The sequence below is a fragment of the Paraburkholderia sp. J67 genome (assembly GCF_905220265.1).
Taxonomy (GTDB): Bacteria; Pseudomonadota; Gammaproteobacteria; order Burkholderiales; family Burkholderiaceae; genus Paraburkholderia.
This window is the reverse complement of the sequence record NZ_CAJMZK010000018.1, coordinates 67,350-91,884: the sequence shown is the minus strand read 5'-3', so window position 1 is coordinate 91,884 and position 24,535 is coordinate 67,350. Positions and strand designations below refer to the sequence as shown.

The following is a 24,535-nucleotide window of genomic DNA, read 5'->3' as shown; positions in this document are numbered from 1 at the left end:
CCCACCTATGCGTTGCAATTTGTAAGTAGCGGTGTGGCCCGTGTTACAGGCTGCGCGCGATTGCGCACTGGCGCGTGCGATCGGGGCCGCGAAGCGCACGCAACGGCGACACTTTTAACAACTTCGTAATCGACGATGACGAGTCGATGGCGCAGCGATGACCACGCCGTGACGCACGCGCCAATGAAAACGGCCCGCTCGTCTGCGTGAGACGACGCGGGCCGCACTGACATCGTGGGCGTTTATCAGGCCGCCGTCACGACCGGTCCTTTCGCTTCGTCGCCGCCATTGCGCGCGGGATAAACGCGATCGACAGCGTCGAGCGCCACCGCGACGTCCGGCACGTGATGGCCGTCGCCGATCGAGATCGAGCGATTGGGCGCACGCACACCGAGATGCTCGGCGTTGGTCGCGATAAAGATCATCACCGTAGGTTTGAGCAGCGCGTGGCCCAGATGCACGAAGCCCGTATCGGTGCCAACGACGAGCGCGCTGTCCTCGATGCGCTGCGCCACCTGCGTGACCGTCAGGCGCGGCAGGATGGTCGCGCCGGGCACGAGTGCGGCAATTTCCTTCGCCGTTGCATGCTCGGCGTCCGAGCCCCACGGCAATTCGATGCGCAGGCCGCGCTTGACGAGCTCATTGCACAGCTTGCCCCAGTGGGCGACCGGCCACTTCTTCTCTTCCTTCGACGTGGCGTGAAAGATCAGCGCGGTGGGCGCATCGGGCGCGGGCAACGCATTGCCGTCACGCGGAATGCGCATCTGGAAATCGGGCTGCGTATCGACGGTATAGCCGAGCGCCTCGCCCGTGCTGATGCGCATGCCGAGCCACGCATCGCACTTCGGACGCGGCCCGAAACGGCCGTTGTAGGCGAAGGCCGCACCTTGCTCGCCGAGATCCTGCGCGAGATAGCCGAAGCGCCGCTTGCCGCGCGCAATGAACGCGATGATGGCGCTCTTGTAGACACCGTGGATGTCGATGATGGCGTCGTAGCGTTCGGCGCGCAGTTCGGCGATCGAGTCCCAGATCGCCTTGAAATCGCTCCAGCGGCGCGCCTTCTTGAAGCGGCGCAGCGGCGCGCAGAGCACGCGGTCGATGCCCGCGTTCCAGTGCACGATCTCCGCGAAGGCCTCGTCCACGGCCCAATCGACCTTGACGCCGGGGAATTTGCGCTGGACGTCGGCGACGACGGGAAGGGCCTCGACGACGTCGCCGAGCGAGGTCACCTTGACTATCAAAACTCGTTTCATTGTGCTGCGGACCGTGAAGCCCGATTTCGATGATTGGCCGGCATTTTTCCCGAGATTCTAGCGGACCGGGACGCCGGCAAGCGGCGAAATCTGCGAACGTTTGCGCATTTCATCGGTCCCCGCTTCGTCGGGCGCATCAACCGGTGCGCTCGCGAGGCTTTCTGGCGCGAAAAAAAACCCGGCGGCACCTCAACATGTCGATCGCTCGAACCGTTGACGTGCGCCGGGCCTGGCGCGGCTTGCTGATCTACGCCAGCGAGCCCTGCACCAAAATCAATAAATCACGACGGGCGCGCTACGCACATACATGGGCCGCGCGGGCACAACGACGCAGCCGGCGAGCACGATGGCCAGCGCCGCCACGGCGAGCAGTTTTCTGCTCATGGTGTTTCTCCTTGCCGATGGAACCGATCGGAGGGCTTCAGAGGGTCTCAGAAGGCCTCAGCGAGCCTCAAGCGGCCCAGTGGCCCTGAACCCAACGCCAGTTCGGACCATGCGCGATCCAGTGGCCCGGCACCCAGTGATAGCCGACACGCTCGGCTTGCCAGTGGCCCGCGATCCACACGTACTGGCCGTGATCCCAGCGCCAGTGGCCCTTGTCCCAGACATAGCCGACGCGCGGCGCGGGCACGACTTCGATACGCTCGGTGGGCGGCGGTGCGCTCGGCTCGACGACGACGATTTCAGCGAAAGCCGGCGCCGCAACGGCGCACGTGCCCGCAGCGACGATCGCAGCCTTGGCGATGAGCAGGCGGATGGAGTTATTCATGTTGATCACCCTTCGAGTTGGACGCCATGAGTGGCGTTACCCGATCAATGCGCGAGCTCAGGTCTGCGCTGACAGCGGCCGTGTAACCACCGCGGGTGAAGTGAAACTGAATATTTCGGTAAGGTAAGGAATGGTGCCGCGGCGCCGTGCAAGACGCTCGCAGCAATATCGAGATGAGCGCGGCAAAAGGGTGCGCCGCGCTCGCCGCGTGGATCAGGCCTGCGGAATCTCGATCTTGACCTCGAGGACTTCGAGGTCGTCCTGACGCTCCAGGCTCACGCGAATATCTTCATCGGAGATCTTCACGTACTTCGAGATCACCGCGACGAGTTCGCGTTGCAGGGCCGGCAGGTAATCGGCGGGCGGATGACCGCCTGCGCGCTCGTGAGCGATGATGAGCTGCAGGCGTTCCTTCGCTACCGAGGCGGACTTCTTCTTTTCGCCGAGAAAAAACGAAAGAAACGACATGACGTGCGCCTCCCTTACTTGCTACCGAACAGGCGCTGCAGGAGCCCCGGCTTCTGGTAATCGGTGAAGCGAAGTGCCTTGTCTTCGCCGAGAAAGCGCGCCACGACGTCCTTGTAGGCTTCGGCGACGTCGGTGCCGTCCAGATGGACGGCGGGCAGGCCCTGGTTCGATGCGTGCAGCACCGCTTCCGATTCGGGAACCACGCCGATCAGATCGATGCGCAGGATTTCCGAGATATCCGCGAGCGAAAGCATTTCGCCTTCGTTCACGCGTTTCGGGCTATAGCGCGTGATGAGCAGGTGCTCCTTGATCGGGTCCTTGCCGTCGATGGCGCGCTTGGTCTTCGACGACAGCATGCCGAGGATGCGATCCGAGTCACGCACCGACGAGACTTCCGGATTCGTCACGATAAGCGCTTCGTCGGCGAAGTGCATCGCCAGCATCGCGCCGGATTCGATACCCGCCGGCGAGTCGCAGACGATGTATTCGAAGTCCATCTTGCGCAGATCCTCGATCACCTTCTCGACGCCTTCCTTCGTGAGCGCGTCTTTGTCGCGCGTCTGCGAGGCCGGCAGGATGAAGAGGTTCTCGCACTTCTTGTCCTTGATCAGCGCCTGGTTGAGGTTTGCCTCGCCCTGGATCACGTTGATCAGGTCGTACACGACGCGGCGCTCGCAACCCATGATGAGGTCGAGATTGCGCAGGCCGACGTCGAAGTCGATGACCGCGGTCTTGTGGCCACGCAACGCGAGGCCCGATGCGAAACTCGCGCTCGTGGTCGTTTTGCCGACGCCACCCTTGCCCGAAGTCACCACAATGATTTTTGCCATTCCCTTACCTTGCGTTCGTCAGTTTCCCAGTTTGGTCTCATCGCGTGCCGCTCGCACGAGCGCGTGTCGCCACGCGCAGGCGGCGACTCAGGTGAGCCTCAACGGTTCGATCAGCAGCTTTTCTTCGTCGAGCCGGATCTGCGCCGGCTTGCCGCGCACGTCCTCGGCCAGAGGAACTTCAGTGGTACGGTAGATGCCCGCAATCGAAATCAGTTCCGCTTCGAGACTCGTGCAGAAGATCCGTGCGTCGTGGTTGCCGTGCACGCCCGCGAGCGCGCGGCCGCGCAGCGGCGCGTAAATATGGATGTTGCCTTCGGCGATCACTTCCGCGCCATTCGACACCATGCCGAGCACCACCAGGTCACCCTTCGCGTAGACGCGCTGGCCGGAGCGCAGCGGACGATCGACGACGAGCGTCGCCGCGCGCGGCGCGCTGCGGGCATCGAGTGCGTCAGCGTCGCCGTTGGCGTCCGCGCTGGCATCGACGACCACGTCCTGCGTGGCATCCTGGGGGAAGAGTTCGGGTTGTGCGGCGGTGGACGCGTCGGCTTTAGCGGCGTGTGCGACAGCCTCTTCGGCTTCGGCACGGCCGCCGCTCACGCGCTTGTCGCGCGCTTCGAGGAACGGCAGGCCCGCTTGCGCGGCCCAGCCATGCTGAGCGGCCTGCGCGACCACGCCCACGGGGCGCATGCGCACGCTCTCCAGCAGGCGCGCGATGTCGCCCAGCGCGACTTGCTCACCGTCGGCGAGACGGCGCAGGTCGATGGCCACCGTGTCGTTGGCGAAGAATTCCGGCGTCGCCTCGAAGCGCCGCGTGAGTTCGGCGCGCATCGCATCGAGTTCAGTCGTCTTGACCACGAATAGCAGCGTATCGACTGAACCGCTCTTCAGTTCAAAATATGGCGATTTCTTGGGCGACATGGCGATCGGCGAAAAATTTTGCGTATTTTACAGGCGTCGACGCGCACGGCCATTATTTTTAATGGCTCTAGATGCTGCAGCGAAGGCAATGATGACAGAACGACGCGGGAACCGCTAAGGGAAGCCGCCGCATGACGCGCGGCGCGCGCGTCAGGGCGGAAAAAACCGGCGACCAGCCATGCAAGCGCTGCGCGCTTACTGTGCGGACGCACGCTGCGCCGCGCCGACCACCTCACGCATGAGCAGCGTTTCCCATTGTTCGGGCGTCTGCGTGCTGCGCGCGTGGTCGCCCGTGGCGACGAAACCGAGACGCTCGTAGAAACGCATCGCGGTGGTATTGCTATCGGTCACCCACGCATAGACGTGAGTGGCCCCTTCGCTCGCGAGCCAGTCGATGGCCGCATTGACGAGCAGCTCGCCGCCGCGCAGATGCCGCACCGCCGGCGCCACCCACAACGCGAACACGAACGCCCGACGCGCGGGCGCGCTCTCGAAGTTCGCACCGATCAGGCCGGCCGGATGGCCTTCCGTGTAGAGGATGAACGAAGTGGCGCTATGCGAATCAGCATGACGGGCGGCCGCGGCGTCGAAGACGGCTGCATCGGCAGACAAGGCGTCTTCGAGCGAGTCGCCGAACGCGTAAGGTGCGTCGCGCAGCGAAGCGGTTCGAAGCTCGCGGAGCACGGCACCCTGATCGGCATCGATACGGCGAACGGTCAGTGACGGACTCATGCAGTCGTAAACCCCAATAAAGCACTAACGCGTAGCTTTAACCGAACTGGCCAGAGAGTCAAATCCTTATTTGACAAAAAAGTTCCGTGCACGCCGCGCGCGCAGGACTTGACAGACTGGCCGATGCCCCGCACAAGGCGCTGTGCCGGGGCGCTCAGAGCCCTCACGGAGCTTCGTACGCGCCCGTGCCGTCCGGCCAGGGCGTAAGCAATTCATAACCGTCTTCGGTGACGGCCACCATGTGTTCCCACTGCGCAGAGAGCGAACGGTCCTTCGTGACGACGGTCCAGCCGTCGCGTTGCACCGCCGTGCCCGCACGGCCCGCGTTCACCATCGGCTCGATCGTGAAGACCATGCCCGGCTTCAGACGCACGCCCTGCCCCGGCTGACCGTAGTGCAGCACCTGCGGCTCCTCGTGATAGACCTTGCCGATGCCATGCCCGCAGTACTCGCGCACGATCGAGAAACCCTCGGCCTGGGCGCGCTTCTGGATCGCATGCCCCACGTCGCCGAGCGTCGCGCCCGGCTTCACCTCACGAATGCCCGCGAGCATCGCCTCGTAGGTCGTGTCGATCAACTGGCGACCGACCGGGCTCGGCGTGCCCACGGTGTACATGCGGCTCGTGTCCCCGAAATAGCCGTCCTTGATCACGGCCACGTCGATGTTGATGATGTCGCCGTCCTTGAGCACCTCGTTGCGGCTCGGAATGCCGTGGCAGACCACCGAATTGACCGACGTGCAGATCGTCTTCGGGAAGCCGAGATAGCCGACATTGGCGGGCACCGCTTTCAGCGTATTGACGATGTAGTCGTTGCAGATTGCGTCGAGATCGTCGGTGGAGACGCCGGGCTTGACATGTTCGCCGATCATGGCGAGCACGTCGGCGGCAAGCCGCCCGGAAATGCGCAGACGCGCGATGTCGTCGGCGGATTTGTAGGTGATAGCCATCTGAGAACCAAAGTGGGCGCGACGGCGCACGAAGCGCCTCGCCGCGAATTCATGGGAGCGCCGCTCGAAGGCGCCATTGTACCGGGACGCTCGCGCCGGCCGGACCGCCATTATTCGGATACGTCCGATTGTCCAGGCGCAAGCCTCCAACAAGAATGGGAAATATCTTACAACGACGTGCGCAGAACGCCAGATCATGACCCAATCGCCCCTCTCCCCCAGCGCCTCAGCCGATAACGATGCCCGCGCGAACACGCCGCTGAACGTCCTCATCGCGCTGCCCACCTACGACAACTCGGTGCACTTCGACTTCGCGATGGCGCTGGCCAACCTGATGACGACCTTCAAGGAACGCGGCATCGGCTTCGAGTACATCCATACGGCGTCGTCGCACATCATCCGCGCCCGCAACTTCTTTGCGAACTATTTCCTGAGCCATCCGCAGTTCACCCATCTGCTATTTCTCGATACGGATATGGACTTCTCGCGCGAAGCCATTCCGCGCTTGCTGGCCGGCAACCGGCCGGTCGCGGGCATCGCCTGCCCGTACCGCTTCTTCGACACGGAAAAGAAAATCACGAGCGAGGACGCGGGCCTCACGCTGCGCGAGTGGCAGGAAAAGACGGTGGACTACAACACGGCAATCCGCGCCGATGCGAACGGCAACAGCAGCGTCGCCGATGGCTGGGTCGAGGTGAACCACATCGGCACCGGCATCTTCCTCGTGCGTCGCGACGCCATGGAGGCGATGGCGCCGCTCACGCAGCTGTATCGACCACCCGCTCAGTACGCGTCGTATCTGCCCGATGGGCGCTTCTACGCGTTCTTCGATACGGTCGGCGAAAAAGGCGTGTATCTCTCGGAGGATCTGTCGTTCTGCCAGCGCGCGCGCGCAGCCGGTATGCCGGTGTGGGCGCTGATCGACGAGAAGATCGTTCATCACGGCGCTTCGGCGATTTCGGGGACGTTCATGCGCTCGCTGGAGCGGCGTGGGCATGTGCCGGGCGGTAGCGGACGCTGAGCGGCACATCGCGCGAACCGGAGCGTCTCCGGTTCTGCCTCGCTGGCGCATGAGCAATTGCAGAAACCCACGCCGCAAAGCAAAAACCCCGCAAGCCTTTCGACTTACGGGGTTTTCTAAATTTGGCGGAGAGGGTGGGATTCGAACCCACGGTACGGGGTTACCGTACGCCTGATTTCGAGTCAGGTACATTCGACCACTCTGCCACCTCTCCGGGGTACTGCTTTTTTACTGCTTCTCAGGTCTTGGTCGGCGACCAGAGAAGCGAAGATTATAGAACATATTTTGAGTCTTGCAAGCCCTTTTTCGAAAAATTTTTCGAGGGCCTGCAAAAAACTCGCTTAGCCGCCCACCGACAGTCGCGCGACGCCATTCATATACGGGCGCAGCGCCTCGGGCACCGTCACCGAGCCGTCCGCTTCCTGATAGTTCTCCAGCACGGCAACCAGCGTGCGGCCCACGGCCAGACCCGAGCCGTTGAGCGTGTGCACGAGTTCCGGCTTGCCCTGCGCATTGCGGAAGCGAGCCTGCATGCGGCGCGCCTGGAACGCTTCCGTGTTCGAGCAGCTGGAAATTTCGCGATAGGTGTTCTGCGCCGGCAGCCAGACTTCAAGGTCGTAAGTCTTGGTGGCCGAGAAACCCATATCGCCCGTGCACAGCGACACCACGCGGTACGGCAGGCCGAGCTTCTGCAGGATGGTCTCGGCATGCACGACCATCTCTTCGAGCGCGTTATACGACGTGTCCGGCGCGACGATCTGCACCATCTCGACCTTGTCGAACTGGTGCTGACGGATCATGCCGCGCGTGTCGCGGCCATACGAGCCCGCTTCCGAGCGGAAGCACGGCGAATGCGCCGTGAGCTTGATCGGCAGCGCATTGCCTTCGACGATGCTCTCGCGCACCGTGTTCGTCAGCGAAATTTCCGAAGTCGAAATCAGGTACTGCGTGATCGTGTTCTCGCCGCCGCCCTTCTCCACGCGGAACATGTCCTCGGCGAACTTGGGCAACTGGCCCGTGCCGTAGAGGATTTCCGGGTTCACGATGTACGGCGTGTAGGTTTCCGTGTAGCCGTGATGCAGCGTGTGCGTGTCGATCATGAACTGCGCGAGCGCGCGGTGCAGGCGCGCGATCTGGCCGCGCAGCATCGTGAAGCGCGCGCCCGAGAGCTTCGCGCCCGTTTCGAAGTCCAGACCCAGCGGCGTGCCGACATCGACGTGATCCTTCACCTCGAATTCGAACGCGCGCGGCGCGCCCCAGCGGCGCACTTCCACGTTGCCGCTTTCGTCGCGGCCCTGCGGCACGCTTTCGTGCGGCAGGTTCGGCACGCCGAGCAGCAGATCCGAGAGCTTCGTCTGGATCTCGTCGAGCTTGGCGGCCGACGCCTTCATTTCGTCGCCGATGCCGCCAACTTCGGCCATGACCGCCGAGGTGTCCTCGCCGCGGCCCTTCATCGCGCCGATCTGCTTCGACAGGCTGTTGCGGCGTGCCTGGAGTTCTTCGGTGCGGGTCTGGATGTCACGGCGTTCCGCTTCGAGCGCGGAGAAAGCCGCGACGTCGAGGGTGTAGCCGCGGTCGGCGAGGCGCTTGGCGACGCCGTCGAGGTCTTTGCGCAGCAGCTGGATGTCGAGCATGGGATTGTGAGACGCAGTTTCGTTGTATGAAGTGTCGATTTTAGCGCACCGGCGCGGGCGATCCGCGCGCCGTGAGCGACAGCAAGCCTGGGCGTTCGTCAGCCCTTGCGCTTGCGTTCGCGAATTTCGTCACGATGGTCTTCGCGCCATTGCGCGTCGAGCTCGCCCAGACGCGCGAGCTTCTCGCCGATCTTGCCTTCGAGCCCGCGCGGCGTGGGGCGATACCAGTTCGGCTCGCGCATGCCATCGGGAATATAGGTCTCGCCGGCCGCATAGGCGTCGGGCTCGTCATGCGCATAGCGGTACTCGTGGCCGTAGCCCAGCTCTTTCATGAGCTTGGTGGGCGCGTTGCGCAGATGGATAGGCACCGCGCGCGACTGGTCCTTGCTCACGAAGCGGCGCGCTTCGTTGTAGGCGTTATAGCCGGCGTTCGACTTGGGCGCCACGGCGAGGTAGATCACGGCCTGCGCGAGCGCGAGTTCGCCTTCGGGCGAGCCCAGCCGCTCATAGGTTTCCGAGGCGTCGAGCGTAATGCGCGCCGCGCGCGGATCGGCGAGCCCGATGTCCTCCCACGCCATGCGCACGATGCGCCGCGCGAGATAACGCGGGTCAGCGCCGCCGTCGAGCATGCGGCAGAACCAGTAAAGCGCGCCATCCGGGTTGCTGCCGCGCACCGATTTATGCAGTGCGCTGATCTGGTCGTAGAACGCGTCGCCGCCCTTGTCGAAACGGCGCAGGTTCTCGGCGAGCGCGCTGCCGAGCAGTTCGCCGTCGATCTCGCTCTTCTTCTGCTGGGCCGCAGCGCGCGCGACGATCTCCAGATTGTTGAGCAGCTTGCGGCCGTCGCCGTCGGCGGAACCGATCAGCGCGTGCTTCGCTTCATCCGTGAACGTGAGGCCGCCGAGTTCCGCCGCCGCGCGCGCGAGCAGTTCGCCCTGCTCCTCTTCATCGAGACTGCGCAGCACGTAGACCGCCGCGCGCGAGAGCAACGCGCTGTTCACCTCGAACGACGGATTCTCCGTGGTCGCGCCGATGAACACGAACAGGCCCGACTCCACGTGCGGCAGGAAGGCGTCCTGCTGGCTCTTGTTGAAGCGATGGACCTCGTCGACGAACACGAGCGTCTGCTTGCCGTGCGCGCGATGCACCTGGGCCTGTTCGACGGCCTCGCGGATGTCCTTCACGCCCGAGAGCACCGCCGAGAGCGCGATGAACTCGGCGTGAAACGCATCGGCCATCAGGCGCGCGAGCGTGGTCTTGCCGACGCCTGGCGGCCCCCAGAGGATCATCGAATGCGCTTCGCCTGACTCGAAGGCCACGCGCAGCGGCTTGTTGGGCCCGAGCAGATGCTTCTGGCCGATGACTTCGTCGATGGTGCGCGGTCGCAGCCGTTCCGCGAGCGGAACGTTGGCACGGGTTTCTTCAAACATGTCGTTTTCGCGATAATGTCGGCTTTTCCGGCGGGCGCGGTTCGGTGAGTGCGCGAATACTGTTCGCGCCCCTGAAAACGGCCAGCCGCGCCGAGGGCAGTCGTGCATTATGACAGTCCGCGCACTTGCACGAGGCGCGCTGCCCGCGCGAATCTTGCACGATTCCTGCGCAAACCCTACGCACACCATACAAATTCAATACAGACGCTACAGAGGAACGCTCTTTTCATGACTCAAAACACGCAAGCCGACTCGAACGCCGGCTCGGCCTACGCTCCCAATGTGCCGGTGCCCGACGCGCGCCGCCAGTTCCGCACCGGCGACGCCTTCGCGCTCTGGTTCTCACTCGGCATCGGCCTGCTGGTCGCCCAGGCGGGCGCCCTGCTCGTGCCGGGCCTGTCGCTGCCGCACGCGCTGCTCGCCATCGCCATCGGCAGCGTGATCGGCGTCGTGCTGCTCTCGCTCGCGGGCGTGATCGGCACCGACACCGGCCTCGCCGCGATGTCCTCGCTGCGCCCGACGCTCGGCATCCGCGGCGCGTCGGTGCCGGCCGTCATCAACATGGTGCAACTCGTGGGCTGGGGCTCGTTCGAGATCATCGTGATGCGCGATTCCGCCGATGCGCTCGCCAAGCAGGCCTTCGGATGGTCGATGCCGCTCGTCTGGACCGTGATCTTCGGCTTCCTGGCGACGCTGCTGGCCGTGAGCGGCCCGCTCTCGTTCGTGCGCCGCTTCCTGCGCACGTGGGGCATCTGGCTGCTGCTTGCGGGCGCGGCGTGGCTCACGTGGAGCCTGCTGGCCCAGCACGATATCGGCGCGCTGATGAAGCGCCCCGGCACCGGCGACATGCCCTTCGGCAGCGCCATCGACCTCGTGGTGGCGATGCCGCTCTCGTGGCTGCCGCTGATCGCCGACTACACGCGCTTCGGCCGCAAGGCGGGCGAAACCTTCCGTGGCACGCTGTTCGGCTATGGCATCGCGAACCTGTGGTTCTACGCGCTCGGCGCGATCTACGGTCTGGCGGCGGGTGGCGGCGACGCCCTCCTCACCACGGCGCTCGCCCAGGCGGGCGGCGGCTTCGCGCTGCTGCTGGTGCTGATCGACGAAATCGACAATGCCTTCGCCGATATCCACTCGGCCGCGGTGTCCACCGGCACGGTCTGGACGCGCGCGGGCGTGCCGTTCCTCTCGGCCGCGTTCGGCGCGATCTGCACGCTGATCGGCCTCGTGGTGCCGATGGCGAAGTACGAGAACTTCCTGCTCTTCATCGGCTCGGTGTTCGCGCCGCTGTTTGGCGTGGTGCTTGCGGATCACTTCATCGTGCGCCGCCGCCGTATCGACACCCAGGCGCTCGCCGATCTGAACGGCGCCTATGGATATTCGGGCGGCTGGCACGTGAGCGCGTTCGTCGCGTGGGCGGTCGGCTTCGGCGCGTATCAGGCGCTCAACCAGTGGCTGCCGAATCTCGGCGCGACGCTGCCGTCGCTCGTGATCGGCGCGCTGTGCTATCTCGCGCTCGCGGGACGTCGTCGCGCGGCTTACGCGTAACGCGTAGCTCTTGCGTGCAGTCGTTGCGCACGCAATAAAAAACGCCACGCTTCACAGCGTGGCGTTTTTACTTTCAGCCCTGCAAAAACAGCTTATTCGCAGTGGCCGCAGCCGCCGTGCGAATGATCGTGAGCATGCGCATGGCCGTGATCGTCGGCCGGCAGATGCTGCGCAGCCTGTGCGCTGATGCCCAGACGTTGCAGCAGCTTGCGGTCGGCTTCAGCTTGCGGGTTGCTCGTCGTCAGCAGTTGATCGCCGTAGAAAATCGAGTTCGCACCGGCCATGAAGCACAGCGCCTGGAGCGCGTCGTCCATCTGCTCGCGGCCTGCCGACAGACGCACCATCGCCTTGGGCATCGTGATGCGCGCAACCGCGATCGTGCGCACGAATTCGAACGGATCGATCGGTTCAGTGCCTTCGAGCGGCGTGCCCGTGACCTGCACCAGATTGTTGATGGGCACCGACTCCGGATACGGCTCCATGTTCGCAAGCTGAGCGATCAGGCCCGCGCGTTCGCGGCGCGACTCGCCCATGCCGACGATGCCGCCGCAGCACACGTTGATGCCCGCGTCGCGCACGCGGTCGAGCGTCTCCAGACGGTCCTCGTAAGTGCGCGTCGTGATGATCTTGCCGTAGTACTCCGGCGACGTATCGAGATTGTGGTTGTAGTAGTCGAGACCCGCATCGGCGAGTTCCTTCGCCTGGTGATCCTCGAGCATGCCGAGCGTCACGCAGGTTTCCAGACCCATCGCCTTCACGCCGCGAATCATGTCCTTGATCGGCTCGAGGTGACGATCCTTCGGATTGCGCCACGCGGCGCCCATGCAAAAGCGCGTCGCGCCGTTGGACTTGGCGGCGCGTGCTGCATCAAGCACGGCGTCGACAGCCATCAGCTTGCCGGCTTCGAGTTCGGTTTCGTAGTGCGACGACTGCGGGCAGTACGCGCAATCTTCCTCGCAGCCGCCGGTCTTGATCGACAGCAGCGTGGAAAGCTGCACGGCGTTGGCGTCGAAATGCTCGCGGTGCACCTGCTGGGCGCGGAACATCAGGTCGTTGAACGGCAGCTCGTAGAGCGCGGCGACGTCGGCGACTTTCCAGCGTGCTGCCGCTTCGGCGGCGGCCTGGGCGCTCGGCGCGGTGGCCTTCAGCGAGGTGAGGTCGATGTGGGTTTGCGTCATGGTGTCGAAGTCCTTCGTGACGTTTGACTGTGTAATTGTGCTTTAGCGCGCCGCCACTGCAATCAGGCGTGCGAGCAACGTATCGATATTCAGATGCTGGGCCGCATCGTCGGCGCTCGCGCCGCGCATATGCGGCACGACGCCGAGCAGCGGCGCGTCGAATTGCGCGGCAAGATGCGTGCGCAAGGTGTCGATGTTTTCTTCGGGGAACGTCATGTTCGGGTCGATGCGGTTCGCGACCCAGCCCGCGATCTTGAGACCCCGTGCGGCAATCGCTTCGGCGGTCAGCAGCGCATGGCTGATGCAGCCAAGGCGCATGCCGACCACGAGCACGACCGGCAAGCCGAGCGCAACGGCCAGATCGGCCGTGTCCTCGCTCGGCGTGAGCGGCACGCGAAACCCGCCTACGCCTTCCACGACCACCGCGTCGGCGCGCTCGCAGGCGGCGCGATGGCAATCGACGATGCGCGCCATGTCGAGCGTCACGCCTTCCAGCGCAGCGGCGATGTGCGGCGCGGCCGGCTCCTTGAGCAGAAAGGGCGTGCGCATCTCGGGCGGCAACAGCACGCTCGCGGCGGCGTCGAGCTGATCGGCGTCTTCGTTGTGCCACACGCCGTCGCGCTCATACGCGCCTGCGGCGATGGGTTTAAGCGCCGCCGCGCGCAGACCTGCGTGCGTGAGGCCGCGCAGCAGCGCCGCGCTCACGAAGGTCTTGCCGATCTCCGTGTCGGTGCCGGTGACGAAGAAAGAAACTTGAGCCTGGCTCATCGCGCGCCCTCCTGGGTGGCCTGGCTCGCGCGTTGCAGCGAGGCGTTCAAACGGTCGAGATCGGCGTCCGAGTGCGCCGCCGAGAGCGAAATGCGCAGCCGCGACGTGCCTGCGGGCACGGTCGGCGGCCGGATCGCGGGCACCCACAAGCCGTCGTGTTCGAGCGTGGCCTGCAAGGCGAGCGTCGCATCGTTCGAGCCGATCACGAGCGGCTGCACCGCCGTGGCCGAATCGACCGGCATCCAGCAGGTTTCCTTGAGCATCGAACGCGTGCGGCCGATCAGGTGATTCAGATGTGCGCGCCGCGCGTCGCCCTCTTCGCCCGCGATCAGGCGCAGGCTCGCAGACACCGCATGCGCGACCGCCGGCGACGAAGCCGTCGTGAAGATATACGGGCGCGCGCGCTGCACGAGCCATTCGATCACGGTAGCGTGGCCGCAAACGAACGCGCCCGAGACACCCGCAGCCTTGCCGAGCGTGCCGACCATCACGAGATACGGCGAACGCAGCGCGGCTTCGGCAATCGCGCCCCGCCCTTGCGGGCCGAGCACGCCCAGACCATGTGCATCGTCCACGACGAGCCACGCGCCGTGCTGCTCGGCGAGTTCGACGAGGCGCGCGAGCGGCGCGACATCGCCGTCCATGCTGAACACGGTGTCGCTCACGATCAGCTTCGCGCCGGCCTCGGAAGCGTCGAGCATCGCGCTCAACGCGTCCATATCGGCATGCGGATAGATCTGGATGTCGGCGCGCGAAAGACGCGCGCCATCGATCAGCGAAGCGTGATTGAGCGAATCGGAGAAGATCGTCGTGTCGCGGCCCGCGAGCGCGGTGAGCACGGCGAGATTCGCCATATAGCCGGTGCTGAAATACAGGGCGCGCGGCGCGTCGACGAAACCACCCGCGAATGCGGCAAGATCGTCTTCGAGTTGCGCGTGCGCGCGCGAATGGCCGCCCAGCAGATGCGAACCGCCGCTGCCCGCGCCATAGCGCTGTGCGCCTTCGGCCAGTGCCGCGACGAGTTGCGGATGGGCCGCAAGCCCAAGGTAATCATTGCTCGCGAAGCCAATCGTCTCGCGACCGTCCACAGTCATGTGCGCATCGCATGGCGTATCGATGGTGCGACGGCGGCGGCGCAGGCCGTGGGCGTCGAGTTCGCGCAGGCTCTGTTCGAGCGTGTCCAGCAATTGCATCAGAGGTTCTCCGCGACGGTGGCGTCGAATGTCTCGCGCGTGCGCGTCGCGAGGAGCGCCTGCGTTTCGGTGTCCAGAATATATGGCGGCATCACGTAGACCGTGGTGCCGATCGGGCGCAGCAGCAGTTCGCGCTGCAACGCGTTCTCGAAGAAACGGCGCGAGAACGTGCGGGCGCGTTCGGCATCGTCGAGGGCCACGTCGAACGCGAGGATCGTGCCGCACTGGCGCAGGTTGCGCACGAGCGGATGCGCTTCGAGCGGCGTGAAGGCCTCGCGCAGTTGCGCGGACTTGCGCGCGTTCGACGCCAGCACGCCGTCGCGCGCGAACAGGTCGAGCGTCGCGAGCGCCGCGCGGCACGCGAGCGGGTTGCCCGTGTACGAGTGCGAGTGCAGGAAGCCGCGCGTGGTGTCGTCGTCGTAGAACGCCGCGTAGATCTCGTCGCGCGAGAGCACGATCGAGAGCGGCAGATAGCCGCCACTGATGCCCTTCGAGAGCGTGAGCAGATCGGGCCAGATGCCCGCTTGCTCGCAGGCGAAGAAGGTGCCGGTACGACCGCAACCCACGGCGATTTCATCGGCGATCAGGTGCACCCGGTACTGGTCGCACAGCGCGCGCAGCCCGCGCAGATAGGACGGGTCGTGCATCGCCATGCCGGCGGCGCACTGCACCAGCGGCTCGACGATCAGCGCGGCGATACGACCTTCGCGCTCCGCGAAGACTCGTTCCACGTCGGCAAGCGCGCGGCGCGCCACGTCGGCGGCGCTCTCGCCTTCGCGTGCCGTGCGCGCGTCGGGCGAGCTCACCACGTGCGCGTGCGTGAGCAGCGGGTCGTAAGCATCCCTGAAGAGCTTCACATCTGTCACGCCGAGCGCGCCGATCGTCTCGCCGTGATAGCTGTTGGCCAGACACACGAATTCGCGCTTATCGCTCGCGCCCTGATTGCGCCACGCGTGGAAGCTCATCTTCAGCGCGATCTCGACCGCCGATGCGCCGTCCGAAGCGAAGAACGCATGGCCGAGCACATTGTCCGTGAGCGCGGCGAGGTGTTCGGCCAGCTCGACGGCGGGCTCGTGCGTGCAGCCCGCGAGCATCACGTGCTCGAGCGTGTCGAGCTGCGCCTTGAGCGCCGCGTTGATGGCCGGATTGGCGTGGCCGAACAGATTCACCCACCACGAGCTGATGGCGTCGAGATAGCGCCGGCCTTCGTGGTCGTAGAGCCACGGGCCTTCGCCACGCGAGACGGCGACGAGCGGCAGGCGCTCGTGGTGTTTCATCTGGGTGCAAGGGTGCCAGACGGCGCGCAGGCTGCGCGCGATCCAGGCATCGTTGCCAAGGTTGGTTTGCGAGTTCTTCTTTTGCGAGTCCACTTACGGCTCCCGATACGACAGCGCAGGCGAGATTAGCGCGTTCGATCGCGCAATGCACTACCCCCCAAAGGGCCTTCCGAAGCCCGCCGCTGCGGGGTTCGGCGCGGTTCGGCCCAGCTACGCACACTTCGTTTGCAAAGCCCAGAAATGACCGTAGATGACGACGACAAAGTGACACGCGCTTGTGCAAAAAAATATGCGCGTGCAGAGGCGAATGGCGCGTTCGCAGGACGCGAGGCGCGCGTTATTTGGGGATACATCGCGAAGCAACCGGAGAAGCGGGCAAATCACAGACGAAACAAAAAGGCGCCGAGCGGAGAACCGCATGGCGCCTTCGGGTCTGGCGTAAAAGATTTTGCGGCGCGAAGACGCGCCGGATGTGTGACTTAGCGGCTGGCGAGCGCGTGGGACGTATCGGCGGCGTTGGCTGCGTTGCTGTCCGCCACGGCGTGACCTTCGTCGGCGTGATCGTTCTGCGCGGTCGTGGCGTTCTCGTTCGCCCACACGACGTTGCTGTTCACCGCGTAGAGGCGGCACGGGTCCGAGCTGTGCTGCTGGCAATTCGCGATGGCAACGGCCATCGGATTGTCGCCGCCTTCGGCCCACGACCAGGCGCCCGAATCGGACACCGCGAATGCGCGGCTCGGATACTGCTTGAGGAAGTTGCGATAGCCGTCGCGGCCTGCCTGATCGAGGAACGGCACAGCGCCCACCGAGTCGATCGAGGCATAACCGCTCGAGTGCGGAGCCGGCGGCGTTTCCACGCGATACTGCACCGACGTGGGCATGCCCTGGTTGGCGAGGAAGGCTTCGACCGTCGGCCACCAGATCTGCACGCCGTCGCGGTCGCCCACCAGACGGTGCGCGTCGTTCTTGTAGGCGCCGAAATCGACGAGCTTCGCAAGCGCGCCGCTCTGCGCTTCACCTGCCTGGGCAGTGCGGAAGGCCGCGAACATCTTCGTGACGAGATCGGGCGTCCACACCGAATCGTTGTCGCCGTAGAGCCAGAGCGAGGCCACATGAGCCTTGCCGCCGTAGTCGCCGAACGCCTGGGTCAGGTTGTCCTGCCAGCCCGTGCAGGCGTCCTGACGCAGACCGCCCGAGAAGTTGATGAGCGCGCGCACGCCGTGCGCCGCTTCTGTGCCGTAGGCCATCGTCGCAAGGCCACCGTGCGAGGTGCCGGCGACGGCGATATGGTTCGCATCCACGTAGGACTGCTTCGACATGTAGTCGACCGTCGTGGCCACATCTGCGGCCTGGCCCATGCCGTTGCTCGCCACGTCGCAGCCGTCCTGCTCGTAGGTGCCGCCCGAGCCCGCGAAGCCGCGGCGGTTCGGCGCGACCACCACGTAGCCGCGGCGCACGAATTCGCGCGCGAACGACATCGGGTCGCTGCGCGGTTGCATGCGCGGGTCGCCGGGAATCTTGCCGTGGTTGAACACCACCATCGGGAACGGGCCTGGGCCGTCGGGGCGGTACACCGTGGTTTCGAGCGTGACGTCGGACTCGCCCGGCACGGGAATCTGGATGATCTGGGCATTCATCCCGGCATGCACGACGGGCAGATAGGCGTCGTCGAGCGAAATGCGCGGCACGTGCGCGCTGCCGAGGGGGCCGGATGCATTGGAGACGGTCGATGCGAGCGACGTCGTATTCGCGTGCGCAGCCGTCACCAGATTCGAAACCTGGTTCGTGACTTGAGCGCCCGGCACGGTTGCCGGATCAGAGAGGGAGGCTGCGTGAGCAACCGACAGCACACATGCCGTGCCGGCTACCGTCAATCCCGTAAGAAGCTTCCTGAACGCCATGCGCTACACCCGCCTGCGAAAATCCTGCTGTGAATCTGACTACCGAGCAACAACCCCTACCCGCTACGGGCACAACAGGACACTGGCGCGCCTGGCTCGAGAGCCCGGCGTGGCGTTGACCCGTTGCAGGGAAGTAAAACCGATCGGAACACCTGAGCGGCGCCTTTCTGTCATCGATCAGACTCGCCGCCAGCACCCGCTTCGAAGTCGCCACGAAAATGTTTTTCAACATGTGCTTACGTGGCGAAACGGGCACCGTGATTACATCCTCGCACGACAAATAATTGTTGTGCAATTAAGGGGTAACCCGGCATAACGCGTGCCAACGGCGCGCAGGCCTTGAAGCACGGCGCATTGGCGGATTTCGAGGTAATGGGGAGTAACGAAACAGGAAAATAATTGCGGATGCGCGGTGTCGCGCGACGCCCACGTCCCCATTTTTTGCACGTAAACACGTGTTTGCAAGAGCGCGTTTTTGCGTGTTTTAACGGGGACGCAGGCGTGAATTTGATGTCGACGCGCGCGCCTCAGCCTTCGAGCATGTCGCCGTCGACGTAGCGCCAGCGGCCATCGTCGCCACGCGTAAAGCGGCTCAGTTCGTGCAGCCGATGAGCGCGCCCGCCGCTCTTGTATCGTGCGACGAATTCGACGCGCGCATGCGTCTCGTCGAGCGGTTCGTGACGCTTCACCGCGAGCCCCAGCCAGCGCGGCGCGCCCGGCTCATTGGGGTCGACGTCAAGATCGGCGGGACAGGTCTCAGCCGCCCACGTGGCGCGCAGATACGCGACGTCGCCGAGCACATAAGCCGTGTAGCGCGAGCGCATGAGTTCGAGCGCCGTGGCGGGCAGCGCGGCGCCGTCGATAAAGCGGCCGCAGCAGTCGGCGTAACGCGGGGGCTTCGCCGTCGATTTCAGATTGGGCGCAGCGCCGCCGCAGGGGCATTCGACGGGGCGCGTGGATTCGGCGGTCATGGAAAAAGCGATTCCTTCGACAAAACAAATAAACAGGGCCGCCTGCGCGAGCGTGGCGGCCCTGGGCGATGAATGCGGCGCTTACCAGTCGAGCTCGGTGCCGTCGTACTGGAAGAAACGGCCGTTGAAAACGTCGCGTGCGGCAGCCGCCTCGGCCAGCACTTCGCGCATGCCGGCCACGCTCGCGGCCGCGTCGATGGCCGCGTGCGCGCCGCCCATGTCGGTGCGCACCCAGCCCGGATGCAGCGCGACGCAGGTTGCGCGACGCGTCTGCAACGAGGTGATCTTGAGCACGTCGTTCACGGCTGCCTTGCTCGCGCGATAGAGCCAGCCGGTCGTACCCGTGGTCTGCGTGATGCTGCCCATGCGACTTGACAGTACGCCGAGCACGCCATGCGCGGCATCGACGAGCGGCAGCAGGATCGGGATGAGTTGCATCGGGCCGCGCACATTGGTGTTCATCACGTATTCGAAGTCTTCGGCCGTGATGGCTTCGACGCCCTCGGTGCGCGGGCCATACACGCCCGAGACGATGAGCGCCACGTCGAGCCGCTCGCCGTCGAGCTTCGCGCCGAGCGTGGCGATCTCCTCTGGCCGCGCAATATCGAGCGGATAAGTCTGTGCGCCGAGCGCACGCAGCTCCGCAAGCGAGGCTTCCGAACGGGCCGTGGCCAGCACGCGCCAGCCGGCCTTCACATACTGGCGCGCGAACTCCATACCGAGGCCGCGCGACGCACCCACGATCAACGCTGTCTTCATGTTGCACCTTTCTCGTCTGCCGCGGCCTTCACTTTGCGCCGCGTACGGGGTCTTGCCGGACGCCGCCTCCCTGCGGCGCCCGTCATGCAAGAGCCTACAGGAGTTCGACGCCCATTGCCGTCGCCTCGCCCCCGCCGATACACAGGCTCGCCACGCCACGCTTGCCGCCGCGTGCGCGCAGCGCGCCGATCAGCGTGACGAGAATGCGTGCCCCCGATGCGCCGATCGGATGCCCCAGCGCGCACGCGCCGCCGTTCACGTTGACCTTCTCGTGCGGCAGGTCGTGCGCCTTCATGGCCGCCATCGTCACGACGGCGAAGGCTTCGTTGATCTCGTAGAGATCGACGTCTTCCGCCTTCCAGCCGGTCTTTTCGAACAGCTTGGCGATCGCGCCCACCGGCGCTGTCGTGAACTTCGCGGGCTCCTGCGCGAAGGTCGTATGGCCCGTTACGCGCGCGATCGGCTGGATGCCCAGGCGCTTCGCCGTCGATTCGCGCATCATCACGAGCGCCGCCGCGCCGTCCGAGATCGACGACGAGTTCGCCGCCGTCACCGTGCCAGTTTTGCTGAACGCAGGCTTGAGCGTGGGGATCTTGTCGAGGTTGGCCTTGAAGGGCTGCTCGTCGCGCTCGATGGTGGTTTCGCCGGCACGCGAGGCCACCTTCACGGGGGCGATCTCCCAGGCGAACGAGCCGTCTTCGTTGGCGCGCTTCGCGCGTTTGAGCGACTCGATGGCAAAGGCGTCCTGGCGCTCGCGCGAGAAGTCATATTCGCCCGCGCATTCCTCGGCGAAAGTGCCCATGAGCCGCCCCTTTTCGTAGGCGTCTTCCAGGCCGTCGAGGAACATATGGTCGAGCACCTGGCTGTGCCCCATGCGCAGACCGGCGCGCGCCTTCGGCAGCAGGTAAGGCGCGTTCGACATGCTCTCCATGCCGCCTGCAACGATCACGTCGGCGGAACCCGCCAGCAGCATGTCGTGCGCGAACATCGCCGCGCGCATGCCCGAGCCGCACATCTTGTTCACCGTGGTCGCGCCCGCCGCGAGCGGCAAGCCCGCACCCAGCGCCGCCTGGCGCGCAGGCGCCTGGCCCTGCCCGGCGGGCAACACGCAACCCATCACCACTTCGTCGACCTGCTCGGGCTTGAGGCCCGCGCGCTCCACGGCGGCGGCGATCGCCGTCGCGCCCAGTTGCGGCGCAGTCAGCGTGGCGAACTCGCCCTGGAAACCGGCCATCGGCGTGCGTGCCGCCGCGACGATCACGATCGGGTCTTTCTGTGTCTCACTCATGTCCATCCTCCTTGTTCATAGGTTCGATGATTCGGTACTGCCGCATGGCGTCGCATCTCTCACCCGGGCAAAGCGCTGCGGGTAGCGCGCGCGAAAGCGCTCTGACTCGTCGTACGGCAGGCAATCGGGCACTTCGCCCGCCAGCAGGCGCGTCTTGCTTTCCTGCCAGAGCGAGGGCTCGAAGAAGTCGGCGTGATGCTCCAGGAAGTAACGCCGCACGCGCGGGTCGCCAAGCAAAAACGTGCGATACGTCTCGGGAAAAATATCGCGCGGGCCGACCGAATACCACGGCTCGGCAGATAGTTCGTCTTCCTCATTACGTGGCGCGGGCACGGCGCGCACGTTGCAATCGGTGAGGTATTCGATTTCGTCGTAGTCGTAGAACACCACGCGACCGTGACGCGTGACGCCGAAATTCTTGTACAGCATGTCGCCCGGAAAGATATTCGCGCGTATCAGGTCTTTCACCGCGTTGCCGTATTCGCGGATGCCGTGCTCGACGTCCTCATCGCTGCCGTTTTGCAGCCAGAGGTTGAGCGGCACCATGCGGCGCTCGATGTACAGATGGCGAATCACGAGATTCTCGCCTTCGTATTCGATCATCGAAGGCGCGAGCGTTTCCAGCTCTTTCACCAGCGCTTCATCGAGCCGCGCGACGGGCAGCGCGACGCTCGAGTATTCGAGCGTATCGGCAAGACGCCCCAGACGGTCGTGGCGCTTCACCAGTTGATACTTCGCCTGCACCTGCTCGCGCGTGGTTTCCTTCGGCGCGGGAAAGCTGTCCTTGATGACCTTGAACACATAGGGAAACGACGGCAGCGTGAACACGATCATCACCATGCCGCGAATGCCGGGCGCAGCGACGAACGCATCGCTCGAATGCGAGAGGTGGTGCCGCAGATCGCGATAGAACAGATTCTTGCCCTGCTTCTGCAGCCCGAGCGACGTGTAGATTTCGCCCTTTGCCTTGCGCGGCATGATGGTGCGCAGAAATTCGACGTACGCCGACGGCACGTCCATCTCCACCAGAAAGTACGAGTGCGCAAAGCTGAACATGATGAGCACGGGGTCGCTGCGCAGCAGCACTGTGTCGAGCGCGAGCTTGCCCTCCTCGACATGGCGGATCGGCACCACGAACGGCACGACCAGATCGCCGTTGATGATGCGCCCGACGATATACGCCGACCGGTTGCGAAAGAACAGCGCCGCCAGCGTGTGAATCTGAAAGTTCGGCTTGAGATCGACCGTGCCGAACGTATCGAGCATGCTCTGCATCACGCAGGCGACATCGCGCTCCAGATCCTCGAACGGCGTGTCGAGCTGGAAGTTCGTGACGATACGCGCGAGCGTGGCCGCGAGGCCATCCTTGGCCGGGTAGTACGCACGATACGTGGGCCGCGCCGCGGGCTGGTCGTTCTCGATGTATTCGGTCGAGATCGCGGGCCGCACGAACAGGAAATCGTTGTTGAAGTACGAGCGATGCAGGATCTTGCAGCACACCGAGTTGAAGAAAGTCTCGGCGCATTCGGGCTGCCGGTGAGTCGTCAGGAGACCGATGTAATGCAGCTTGATCTGCTCCCAGACCTCATCGTCGATGTTTTCGGCGTCGTACTCGTCTTCGAGCGCGATCACGCATTCGCGCACGCGCTGGTCGTAGGACGCGATGCGCTCGCGCGCGAGTTGCTGGAGGCCGGGCCAGTCAGCCGACTCGAAGCACGCCCTCGCACGCGCCGCCGCCTCGCAGAAGCTGCGGTAATGGCGATCGAAGCCTTCGAGGAGGGTTTGCGCGACGTCGAAGCCGATCTGCGACGAGAGCAGTTTCGGAAAATGTCTCATGGCGCGAGTGCAGCCCGGCTTAGTGCACGTTACTTCGACTCGGGCGCGACAACCGGCGCGGCCTGCCGCACATCGCCGGCCGCGTTCTTTTCGAGCAGCACGCGCGCCTGCGCCTCGTACTGCGCGAGGTCTTCGAGCGTGGCGTCAAGGTCGTCGCGCTGGCGCTCCAGAATCTCGCGGTGGCGCACGACCGTGTCGAGAAAGGCCTGCAATTGCGGCAGCGTGTCCGTGGGCGAATCGTACAGATCGAGCAGCGTGCGGATCTCGTTGAGCGTGAAGCCGAGGCGCTTGCCGCGCAGCGTGAGCCTCAGGCGGGTGCGGTCGCGGCCCGAGAACACGCGCTTGAGGCCGCTGGCGCCTTCGCGGCTCGGCGCGAGCAGGCCCTGATCTTCGTAGAAACGGATCGCACGGGGCGTCACGTCGAATTCACGGGCGAGTTCGGTAATCGTGTACTGGGTGGTCATGTCTGGAGGCGCGCCTCGCGCAGCCTGGCCATCGGCCAGGCTGCGCGGCTATCGTTGGAATCGACGTTTACGTTATCGTCAAGTCTGGGCTAGCGCAACCGCAAAGCGTGCGAAGGGTCCACCCCGGCGTCCCGCGTTTGTTCCGCAGAACGGAACAGTCTCCCGGTGCGCCAGCAGAAATGCCGCAATGCGGCGACAATGGTGTCAGGCTATGCCCTACGCTCGCTCCGGCCCACCATAACGACATGAGACGACACCCACGATGAATGCCCTCGAACACCAGCTCGACTATCCCTTTGGCGACACCCTGCCCGAGTCCGGCATCGCTTTCGATGTCGCGCCCGGCGTGAAATGGCTGCGCATGCCGCTGCCCTTCGTGCTCGACCACATCAACCTCTGGCTCCTGCGCGACGAAATCGACGGTCAGCAAGGCTGGACCGTGGTGGACTGCGGCATCACCGACGACACGATCAAGGCGCACTGGGAGCGCGTGTTCGACAGCCAGCTGGAAGGCCTGCCGGTGCTGCGCGTGCTGGTCACGCACTGCCATCCGGACCATATCGGCCTTGCGCACTGGATCTGCGCGGGCGGCGACAAAAAGCGCTGGGACGTGCGTCTGTGGACGACGCTCGGCGAATACATGAGTGCGTGCGTGCTGTCGTCGGGCAACGGCTCGAACGCGGGCGGCGAAGGCGCGGCGCGCCATTTCGCGCGCCACGGCGTGACTGACGAAGCCTCGCTCGACCAGTTGCGCAATCGTCGCAACTACTACGCGAACCTCGTGCCCGCGCTGCCCCCGCAATACCGCCGTCTGCGCGAAGCCGACACGGTCAGCATAGGCGGGCGCGACTGGCGCGTCGTCACGGGTTTCGGCCATTCGCCCGAACATTGCGCGCTGTTGTGCGAGGAAACAGGCGTGCTGATCTCCGGCGACATGGTGCTGCCGCGCATCTCGACCAACGTGTCGGTGTTCGACATGGAGCCGGAAGGCAATCCGCTCGGCCTTTACCTCGAGTCGCTGGGCCGCTACGAGACGATGGCCGACAACACCCTCGTGCTGCCCTCGCACGGCAAGCCGTTCCGCGGCCTGCGCACGCGCATCGCGCAATTGCGCGAGCATCACGACGCGCGCCTGGCCGAAGTGATGGAAGCCTGCGCGAGCGCGCCGCAGTGCGCCGCCGACATCGTGCCGCTGATGTTCAAGCGCAAGCTCGACATGCACCAGCTGACCTTCGCGATGGGCGAGGCGCTCGCGCACCTGCATCTGCTCTGGCTCGAAGGCAAGCTCACGCGCAAGCAAGGCGAGGACGGCGTGTTCCGCTTTAGCGCCTGAAATCGCAGCGAA

22 protein-coding genes and 1 tRNA gene are annotated in these 24,535 nt (G+C 64.9%); 3 read left to right on the top strand and 20 right to left on the bottom strand.

What is annotated here, in order from left to right; translation table 11 throughout:
• Positions 1 to 245: 245 nt before the first annotated feature.
• From waaC to map, 7 genes are all read right to left on the bottom strand, one after another.
• A complete protein-coding gene (gene waaC, locus U5782_RS27265; protein ID WP_322047005.1) occupies positions 246 to 1,253 on the bottom strand; it encodes a lipopolysaccharide heptosyltransferase I in 1,008 nt (335 codons plus the stop codon).
• 451 nt (positions 1,254 to 1,704) lie between these two features.
• Positions 1,705 to 2,022, bottom strand: coding sequence for a YXWGXW repeat-containing protein (locus tag U5782_RS27260; RefSeq protein WP_322047004.1), 318 nt, complete (start codon positions 2,020 to 2,022; stop codon positions 1,705 to 1,707).
• A 213-nt stretch (positions 2,023 to 2,235) separates the two neighbouring features.
• Complete coding sequence (gene minE, locus U5782_RS27255) at positions 2,236 to 2,490, bottom strand: cell division topological specificity factor MinE (RefSeq protein WP_027795398.1); 255 nt, start codon at positions 2,488 to 2,490, stop codon at positions 2,236 to 2,238.
• 14 nt (positions 2,491 to 2,504) lie between these two features.
• On the bottom strand, positions 2,505 to 3,320 hold the full coding sequence (minD, locus tag U5782_RS27250) for a septum site-determining protein MinD (RefSeq protein ID WP_322047003.1): 816 nt from the start codon (positions 3,318 to 3,320) through the stop codon (positions 2,505 to 2,507).
• Between the two features lie 87 nt (positions 3,321 to 3,407).
• A complete protein-coding gene (minC, locus tag U5782_RS27245; protein WP_322047002.1) occupies positions 3,408 to 4,241 on the bottom strand; it encodes a septum site-determining protein MinC in 834 nt (277 codons plus the stop codon).
• A 195-nt stretch (positions 4,242 to 4,436) separates the two neighbouring features.
• Complete coding sequence (locus tag U5782_RS27240) at positions 4,437 to 4,973, bottom strand: GNAT family N-acetyltransferase (protein WP_322047001.1); 537 nt, start codon at positions 4,971 to 4,973, stop codon at positions 4,437 to 4,439.
• A gap of 163 nt (positions 4,974 to 5,136) precedes the next feature.
• The gene (map, locus tag U5782_RS27235) at positions 5,137 to 5,922 is read right to left on the bottom strand and encodes a type I methionyl aminopeptidase (RefSeq protein WP_322047000.1); all 786 of its coding nucleotides are present in this window, start codon (positions 5,920 to 5,922) and stop codon (positions 5,137 to 5,139) included.
• 196 nt (positions 5,923 to 6,118) lie between these two features.
• Between map and U5782_RS27230 the strand changes: the two genes are divergently transcribed.
• Positions 6,119 to 6,943 (top strand): hypothetical protein, encoded by an 825-nt coding sequence (locus tag U5782_RS27230; RefSeq protein WP_322046999.1) that lies wholly within the window; start codon positions 6,119 to 6,121, stop codon positions 6,941 to 6,943.
• A gap of 123 nt (positions 6,944 to 7,066) precedes the next feature.
• Here the strand turns inward: U5782_RS27230 and U5782_RS27225 are convergent.
• The 3 genes from U5782_RS27225 to U5782_RS27215 all read right to left on the bottom strand — a co-directional run bounded on the left by U5782_RS27225 (position 7,067) and on the right by U5782_RS27215 (position 10,007).
• Positions 7,067 to 7,157 (bottom strand) — tRNA-Ser (locus U5782_RS27225).
• 127 nt (positions 7,158 to 7,284) lie between these two features.
• Entirely contained in the window at positions 7,285 to 8,577 is a 1,293-nt protein-coding gene (gene serS / locus U5782_RS27220) for a serine--tRNA ligase (protein WP_322046998.1), read from the bottom strand.
• Between the two features lie 98 nt (positions 8,578 to 8,675).
• Complete coding sequence (locus U5782_RS27215) at positions 8,676 to 10,007, bottom strand: replication-associated recombination protein A (RefSeq protein ID WP_322046997.1); 1,332 nt, start codon at positions 10,005 to 10,007, stop codon at positions 8,676 to 8,678.
• Positions 10,008 to 10,235: 228 nt separating this feature from the next.
• Here U5782_RS27215 and cytX point away from each other — a divergent pair, with 228 nt between their 5' ends.
• On the top strand, positions 10,236 to 11,555 hold the full coding sequence (gene cytX / locus U5782_RS27210; RefSeq protein WP_322046996.1) for a putative hydroxymethylpyrimidine transporter CytX: 1,320 nt from the start codon (positions 10,236 to 10,238) through the stop codon (positions 11,553 to 11,555).
• A gap of 92 nt (positions 11,556 to 11,647) precedes the next feature.
• Here the strand turns inward: cytX and bioB are convergent, their stop codons facing one another.
• The 10 genes from bioB to U5782_RS27160 all read right to left on the bottom strand — a co-directional run bounded on the left by bioB (position 11,648) and on the right by U5782_RS27160 (position 23,190).
• A complete protein-coding gene (gene bioB, locus U5782_RS27205; RefSeq protein WP_322046995.1) occupies positions 11,648 to 12,733 on the bottom strand; it encodes a biotin synthase BioB in 1,086 nt (361 codons plus the stop codon).
• Between the two features lie 42 nt (positions 12,734 to 12,775).
• Positions 12,776 to 13,501: a dethiobiotin synthase gene (gene bioD / locus U5782_RS27200; RefSeq protein ID WP_322046994.1), complete on the bottom strand. Its 726-nt coding sequence runs from the start codon at positions 13,499 to 13,501 to the stop codon at positions 12,776 to 12,778.
• Positions 13,498 to 14,694, bottom strand: a complete 1,197-nt coding sequence (gene bioF, locus U5782_RS27195) for an 8-amino-7-oxononanoate synthase (protein ID WP_322046993.1) — start codon at positions 14,692 to 14,694, stop codon at positions 13,498 to 13,500. Before bioF ends, bioD begins: the two co-directional genes overlap by 4 nt.
• On the bottom strand, positions 14,694 to 16,064 hold the full coding sequence (gene bioA, locus U5782_RS27190; RefSeq protein WP_322046992.1) for an adenosylmethionine--8-amino-7-oxononanoate transaminase: 1,371 nt from the start codon (positions 16,062 to 16,064) through the stop codon (positions 14,694 to 14,696). The genes bioF and bioA overlap by 1 nt, the downstream gene beginning before the upstream one ends.
• A 386-nt stretch (positions 16,065 to 16,450) precedes the next feature.
• On the bottom strand, positions 16,451 to 17,872 hold the full coding sequence (locus U5782_RS27185; protein WP_322046991.1) for a dienelactone hydrolase family protein: 1,422 nt from the start codon (positions 17,870 to 17,872) through the stop codon (positions 16,451 to 16,453).
• A gap of 527 nt (positions 17,873 to 18,399) precedes the next feature.
• Complete coding sequence (locus U5782_RS27180) at positions 18,400 to 18,843, bottom strand: YchJ family protein (RefSeq protein ID WP_322046990.1); 444 nt, start codon at positions 18,841 to 18,843, stop codon at positions 18,400 to 18,402.
• An 81-nt stretch (positions 18,844 to 18,924) separates the two neighbouring features.
• Positions 18,925 to 19,602 carry an SDR family oxidoreductase gene (locus U5782_RS27175; protein ID WP_322046989.1) on the bottom strand — a complete coding sequence of 226 codons (678 nt, stop codon included), beginning with the start codon at positions 19,600 to 19,602 and terminating at the stop codon, positions 18,925 to 18,927.
• A 94-nt stretch (positions 19,603 to 19,696) separates the two neighbouring features.
• On the bottom strand, positions 19,697 to 20,890 hold the full coding sequence (locus U5782_RS27170; protein ID WP_322046988.1) for an acetyl-CoA C-acetyltransferase: 1,194 nt from the start codon (positions 20,888 to 20,890) through the stop codon (positions 19,697 to 19,699).
• 15 nt (positions 20,891 to 20,905) lie between these two features.
• Positions 20,906 to 22,726 carry a bifunctional isocitrate dehydrogenase kinase/phosphatase gene (gene aceK / locus U5782_RS27165; protein WP_322046987.1) on the bottom strand — a complete coding sequence of 607 codons (1,821 nt, stop codon included), beginning with the start codon at positions 22,724 to 22,726 and terminating at the stop codon, positions 20,906 to 20,908.
• A gap of 29 nt (positions 22,727 to 22,755) precedes the next feature.
• Complete coding sequence (locus U5782_RS27160; protein ID WP_322046986.1) at positions 22,756 to 23,190, bottom strand: MerR family DNA-binding transcriptional regulator; 435 nt, start codon at positions 23,188 to 23,190, stop codon at positions 22,756 to 22,758.
• Positions 23,191 to 23,452: 262 nt separating this feature from the next.
• On the opposite strand from U5782_RS27160, the gene U5782_RS27155 reads away from it, so the two are divergent.
• On the top strand, positions 23,453 to 24,523 hold the full coding sequence (locus tag U5782_RS27155) for an MBL fold metallo-hydrolase (RefSeq protein ID WP_322046985.1): 1,071 nt from the start codon (positions 23,453 to 23,455) through the stop codon (positions 24,521 to 24,523).
• The last annotated feature ends 12 nt before the right edge of the window (positions 24,524 to 24,535 follow it).